The 5,922-nt window shown below is 43.1% G+C and carries 5 protein-coding genes and 1 pseudogene; 4 read left to right on the forward strand and 2 right to left on the reverse strand.

Going from position 1 to position 5,922, the window contains the following annotated elements:
- Positions 1–952: pseudogene (locus AABK37_RS39865) on the reverse strand (CHAT domain-containing protein); the annotation flags it as partial.
- A gap of 197 nt (positions 953–1,149) precedes the next feature.
- On the opposite strand from AABK37_RS39865, the gene AABK37_RS39870 reads away from it, so the two are divergent.
- From AABK37_RS39870 to AABK37_RS39885, 4 genes are all read left to right on the forward strand, one after another.
- Positions 1,150–1,653, forward strand: a complete 504-nt coding sequence (locus AABK37_RS39870) for a hypothetical protein (protein ID WP_432556920.1) — start codon at positions 1,150–1,152, stop codon at positions 1,651–1,653.
- Between the two features lie 454 nt (positions 1,654–2,107).
- A complete protein-coding gene (locus AABK37_RS39875) occupies positions 2,108–3,823 on the forward strand; it encodes a Mu transposase C-terminal domain-containing protein (RefSeq protein WP_432556921.1) in 1,716 nt (571 codons plus the stop codon).
- Positions 3,824–3,826: 3 nt separating this feature from the next.
- Entirely contained in the window at positions 3,827–4,663 is an 837-nt protein-coding gene (locus tag AABK37_RS39880) for a TniB family NTP-binding protein (RefSeq protein WP_432556922.1), read from the forward strand.
- Positions 4,663–5,190, forward strand: a complete 528-nt coding sequence (locus AABK37_RS39885; protein ID WP_432556923.1) for a TniQ family protein — start codon at positions 4,663–4,665, stop codon at positions 5,188–5,190. The genes AABK37_RS39880 and AABK37_RS39885 overlap by 1 nt, the downstream gene beginning before the upstream one ends.
- A 483-nt stretch (positions 5,191–5,673) precedes the next feature.
- Here the strand turns inward: AABK37_RS39885 and AABK37_RS39890 are convergent, their stop codons facing one another.
- The gene (locus tag AABK37_RS39890; RefSeq protein WP_432556924.1) at positions 5,674–5,817 is read right to left on the reverse strand and encodes a hypothetical protein; all 144 of its coding nucleotides are present in this window, start codon (positions 5,815–5,817) and stop codon (positions 5,674–5,676) included.
- Between the last annotated feature and the right edge of the window lie 105 nt (positions 5,818–5,922).

Below are 5,922 nucleotides of genomic sequence, written 5' to 3' on the forward strand. Positions count from 1 at the left end.
CGATGGCATTTTCGATATTCTCTGCCTTGTCTCCTTTGATTCTATCGCTGTAGGCAAGTGCGAGATTATTTTGCGTCCTTGCCCAATCAATAGGCAAAGCTTCCCTGGTGAAGACAGTTAAAGCAGCAGTAGAAGCAGCGATGGCATTTTCGATATTCTCTGCCTTGTCTCCTTTGATTCTACCCCTGTAGGCAATAGCGAGATTATTTTGCGTTGCTGCCCAATCAATAGGCAAAGCTTCCCTGGTGAAGACAGTTAAAGCAGCAGTAAAAGCAGCGATGGCATTTTCGATATTCTCTGCCTTGTCTCCTTTGATTCTACTTAGGTAAGCATTTGCGAGATTATGTTGCGTTGCTGCCCAATCAACAGGCAAAGCTTCTCTGGTGCAGACTGTCAACGCGACTTCATAGCCAGTAATGGCAATTTCCATATTGCTGGCTTTGCTACCCAAGGGAAATTGCTGAATTAGATTGCTAAATGCAACAATAACTGCTGCTAAATATTCCGCTTCATCTGCTTTGGCTTCCCCAAGTCTATTTGTGCCCCAACGGTGCAATATTTCTGCTAACACTCCATCGAGTTTGTCTGTATTCCTTGCCAGCAAGGGGTAAACTACCTGGGAATTACCACTACTGTCTGCGGTTACTTGTAGTACCTGCATCAAGAATTGGTAATATGTCTGTATCTCCTCCTCACTGAGAGATTGCAAATCTACTTTATTATCTAGATTCAACGCTTCCCTTAGTTGCATTGCCAAACCTTGCAACCAATTCGCTGTCGTCTCATCCCCTTGCTGTGAAAACCTCTGTGCTTCTGCTTCTATTGTCTGCAAGAAGCCAATATCTACTAATTCTTGGTTTGCTGCCAAAGTTTCTTGGAATTCATCGTTAGTACGGCAATTCAATAGGCGTTGAATGAGGTTGAGATAGGCTTGCTGTCGCTGTTCATTCATGAGCAAGGGTGTGAGACGCAACTAGATCATAAGAAAAATTCAACACCAACACCCTAAATTCCAGAAAAGTGTAGAATTTCATCACAAATGATGTGTTTCTGATAATGAAAGAACCTCGTGGATGAGCGTTTTTTACTTGTGAACAGACAATATACTGATTTTGCGATCGCCCACTGCCAGTTTCAGGTAAAAAGAGGATGGATGCGATCGTGTTTATAGATTTTGCGATCGCATTTGTGATTTCGGCGATCGCATTTATTGATTTGGCGATCGCATTTATTGATTTGGCGATCGCATTTGCTATTTTGGCGATCGCAATTGTTATTTCGGCATTCGCATTTGCTATTTTGGCGATCGCATTTGCTATTTTGGCGATCGCATTTGCTATTTTGGCGATCGCATTTGCTATTTTGGCGATCGCATTTGCTATTTCGGCGAACACATTTGCTATTTTGGCGATCGCATTTGCTATTTTGGCGATCGCATTTGCTATTTTGGCGATCGCAATTGCTATTTCGGCAATCGCATTTATTGATTTGGCGATCGCAATTGCTATTTCGGCAATCGCATTTATTGATTTGGCGATCGCAATTGCTATTTCGGCGCTCGCATTTATTGATTTGGCGATGCCTGCGGCGGGCTACGCCAACGCATTTGCTGATTGCACTTATTTTAAAACAACAAATCCATATAAAAAATGAGTAAAAATACAGGCAAACTCGTAATTATTTCGTTTTCTGGTGCTGATAACCGATCGCACCCCCACTCGACTTTCCGATGCTGGATTATTACACCAGATTAAAACGTCAATACTGGTGCGATATTGAGCAGGTGTTAATTTTTCTCCAAAAATGGATCGCAGTTTGTCCCTGACAAAGATGTAAATTAACAAATTATTTGTCAATTTAACAAAATCTTGTCACAAGATGACAAATACCTAAAACCCTGACATAGCAAGGATTATGTCAGGGCTTTTGCTATTTTAGACAGTTATACCCATCCAAGTCGATATTCACTAATTAGATGTCAAATACCTGAAAATTCACAATTTAATTGTCACTCCCCAGAAACATGGAAAATAGTGGTTTTGCATAAATTAACAAATTATTTGTCAAGATAATAGTATAATACAACTATGTTTTGATAAAACATAATATGAATAATGCAGAATCTTCTACAACCTCTACGACTTGGGCAAGCTCCGCAGATGTTAATAAGGATCTTGCTGAAGCAAACGTTATTGTTTCTAAACTTTCGGATGAAGCTTTGCTGAAAATCGAGGTGATTCAAAGTCTTTTAGAAAATAGCGATCGCACTACTTATACTCAAAAGTTAAAGGAAGCAGCAGCAAAACTTGGTAAATCAGTGCGTACAGTAAGACGACTGGTTGACAACTGGGAGCAGGAAGGTTTAGCAGCACTGACTGAAACTCAACGAGCCGATAAAGGAAAGCACCGAGTCGATGAAAACTGGCAAGAGTTTATTTTGAAGACCTACAAGGAGGGCAATAAGGGTAGTAAAAGAATGACTCGCCAGCAGGTATTTATCAGAGTGAAGGCAAGGGCAGACGAACTGGGAGTTAAGCATCCTTCCCACATGACGGTTTACCGTGTCCTGCAACCTTTAATTGAGAAGGAGGAGAAAGCCAAAAGTATTCGCTCTCCAGGTTGGCGTGGTTCGCGCTTATCAGTTAAAACCCGTGACGGAAAAGATTTACAAATAGAACACAGTAACCAAGTTTGGCAGTGCGACCACACCCTTGTTGATGTTTTATTAGTAGACCAGAATGGCAAAATTCTTAGTCGTCCTTGGTTAACAACGGTTATTGATAGTTATTCACGCTGCATTATGGGGATTAACTTGGGCTACGATGCACCAAGTTCTCAAGTTGTGGCTTTAGCGCTGCGTCATGCAATTTTGCCCAAGCAGTACAACTCAGAATATGGACTTCACGAAGAATGGGGTACTTATGGTTTGCCGCAACACTTCTATACAGACGGGGGTAAGGATTTTCGTTCTAACCATTTGCAGCAGATAGGAGTGCAGTTAGGGTTTGTTTGTCATTTACGCGATCGCCCATCTGAAGGTGGTAGTGTCGAACGTCCGTTTAAAACTTTCAATACTGAATTATTCTCAACCTTGCGTGGATATACAGGGTCAAACGTTCAAGAGCGACCAGAGGAAGCCGAAAAAGAAGCTTGCTTGACACTGCGACAACTAGAACAAATGCTGGTGCGTTACATCGTTGATAACTATAACCAACGAATTGATGCTCGGATGGGCGACCAAACTAGATTTCAGCGCTGGGAATCCGGGTTAATTGCAACACTAGATTTACTTTCCGAGAGGGATTTGGATATTTGCCTTATGAAGCAAACTCGAAGACAAATCCAACGAGGAGGCTACCTGCAATTTGAAAACTTGATGTACCGAGGTGAATATTTAGCAGGTTACGCGGGGGAAAGCGTAGTGTTGCGATATGACCCCAGAGACATCACAACGATTTTGGTTTATCGCACAGAAGGGGATAAAGAGGTATTTCTTGCTCGTGCGTTTGCTCAAGACTTGCAGACAGAAGAACTATCTCTAGATGAGGCAAAAGCTAGCAGTCGTAAGGTCAGAGAAGCGGGTAAGGCTGTCAGTAATCGCTCAATTTTGGCTGAAGTTAGGGAACGCGAAACATTCCAAACTCAAAAGAAAACTAAAAAAGAGCGTCAGAAAGTCGAACACGCTGAGGTCAAAAAAGCTAAACAACTTATAGCTGTTGAGCCACAGTCATCAGTAGAGGTGGTATCTATTGACAGCGAACCTGAGCCAGAGATGCCGGAAGTTTTTGATTACGAACAAATGCGTGAAGATTATGGATTTTAGAAAATGACTTCAAAACAAGCCCAAGCGATCGCCAAACAACTGGGTGAGATTCCCATTAATAGCGAGATATTGCAAAGCGAAATTCAGCGATTAAATCGTAAAGGTTATGTCCCACTCGAACAAGTGCAAATGCTCCATGATTGGTTGGAAGGAAAGCGCCAATCAAGGCAATCTGGGCGTGTGGTCGGTGAGTCGAGAACGGGTAAAACAATGGGTTGTGATGCCTATAGGCTTAGGAATAAACCCTCTCAAGTTGCAGGAAAACCACCGACTGTACCTGTGGCTTATATCCAAATTCCCCAAGAGTGCGGTGCAAAGGAGTTATTTGGGGTAATTATGGAGCATTTGAAATATCAAGTAACTAAAGGAACAGTGGCAGAAATTCGAGATAGAACGCTGCGGGTTCTTAAAGGTTGCGGGGTAGAGATGTTGATTATTGATGAAGCTGACCGCTTTAAGCCGAAAACTTTTGCGGAAGTGCGTGATATTTTTGACAGGTTGGAAATAGCAGTGATTTTGGTAGGAACTGATCGCTTAGATGCAGTGATTAAGCGGGATGAGCAGGTTTACAACCGTTTTCGGTCTTGTCACCGTTTTGGAAAGATGTCAGGGGAAGATTTTAAGCGAACGGTGGATATTTGGGAGAAGCAAATACTTAGATTACCAGTTGCTTCTAATCTTTCAAGTAAGACGATGTTGAAGACATTAGGGGAAGCAACTGGAGGTTATATCGGTTTGATGGATATGATTCTCCGAGAGACTGCAATCCGGGCTTTAAAAAAGGGACTGCAAAAAATTGACTTGGAAACGCTCAAGGAAGTGGCTGCTGAGTACAAGTGATGGAAAGGGAAGATATCAAAGCTTGGTTATTTCAAATTGAACTGCTAGAGGGGGAAAGTTTAAGTCATTTTTTGGGAAGGTTTCGACGAGCGAATCATTTAACGCCTACTGGATTAGGTAAAGCAGCAGGACTTGGAGGTGCAATCGCCTACGGCGGGGCTTTGCCCATCGCACGTTGGGAGAAATTCCGCTTTAATCCCCCTCCCACTCGCCAGCAGTTGGAGAAGTTAGCAGCTGTGGTGGGGGTTGATGCAGATAGGTTAGCGCAGATGCTGCCGCCTCCTGGTGTGGGGATGAAAATGGAGCCAATTCGGTTGTGTGGAGCTTGTTATGCTGAGTCACCTTGTCACAAAATTGAATGGCAGTTTAAGGAGATGCAGGGGTGCGCGAGCCACAAATTAACGTTGTTGTCAGAATGTCCAAACTGTGGGGCAAGTTTTAAGATTCCGGCATTGTGGGTGGATGGTTGGTGTCAGCGGTGTTTTCTGACCTTTGCCGATATGGCAAAGTATCAAAAGTCTTATTGATTACTAAGTTTCTACAAACATATACTACTTAAGACTTACGCAAAATACCTCTGAAACTCTTATTCCTTGGTGTCCTTCGTATCTTCTCCTGTGGGAGACGCCAAGGGCGAACGTGGTTTGTTTTTCAGTGAAGGAGTGCGTAAGTCCTGCTACTTTTCCAAATGTTAGCTACCAATTATCCCCCCTTGCCTTCCTGGAAAAAAGGTAGCAAGGGAGGATATCCTATGTTCCAACGAACAAGAGAATTGGTATTTAGTTAAGCTAATCCAGTATCGTTGCAGTAGATGTTGCTCAGTGAGTGCAAGATATTAAGGCATAAGAGCATCCTTAAGGCGATCGCTTGTAGTTTCTGTGATGAAACGACGTAGGATGGGAAAAGAATATTTGATTAAAATGCGTTAGCGTTCGCGTAGCGTCTCCGTAAGGAGAAGCTCCTCTGAAAGAGGCTCGCGACAAATTAAGTTGACTTCCAGAATGACTGAATCATGGGGTAATTTGGTCTGGTTGCTCGACTGCCGGATTGAAAATGATTGTGAAAGTTGCACTTGGTATCAGTCGGTGCAGAGCTTGTGAATGAGCCTCTGCGTCACTCCGGCGACGAAAACGAGCAACTATCTGGTTTTGCATACTAACCCAAGTTGCGGGTTATGGGAATCCAAGTGCTATGCACCTGCTGATTCATGCGATCGCCAATCACAAATTGGCGGTTGCGAGTAGTGCAACCGCAACTTC

This window comes from Tolypothrix sp. VBCCA 56010, from assembly GCF_050875635.1.
GTDB lineage: Bacteria > Cyanobacteriota > Cyanobacteriia > Cyanobacteriales > Nostocaceae > Hassallia.

Bases quoted from the DNA above. Each gene is read 5' to 3' on its own strand.
- AABK37_RS39885 (WP_432556923.1), top strand. From the start codon at position 4,663: ATGGAAAGGGAAGATATCAAAGCTTGGTTATTTCAAATTGAACTGCTA.
- AABK37_RS39880 (WP_432556922.1), top strand. From the start codon at position 3,827: ATGACTTCAAAACAAGCCCAAGCGATCGCCAAACAACTGGGTGAGATT.
- AABK37_RS39890 (WP_432556924.1), bottom strand. From the start codon at position 5,817: ATGCAAAACCAGATAGTTGCTCGTTTTCGTCGCCGGAGTGACGCAGAG.
- AABK37_RS39870 (WP_432556920.1), top strand. From the start codon at position 1,150: ATGGATGCGATCGTGTTTATAGATTTTGCGATCGCATTTGTGATTTCG.
- AABK37_RS39875 (WP_432556921.1), top strand. From the start codon at position 2,108: ATGAATAATGCAGAATCTTCTACAACCTCTACGACTTGGGCAAGCTCC.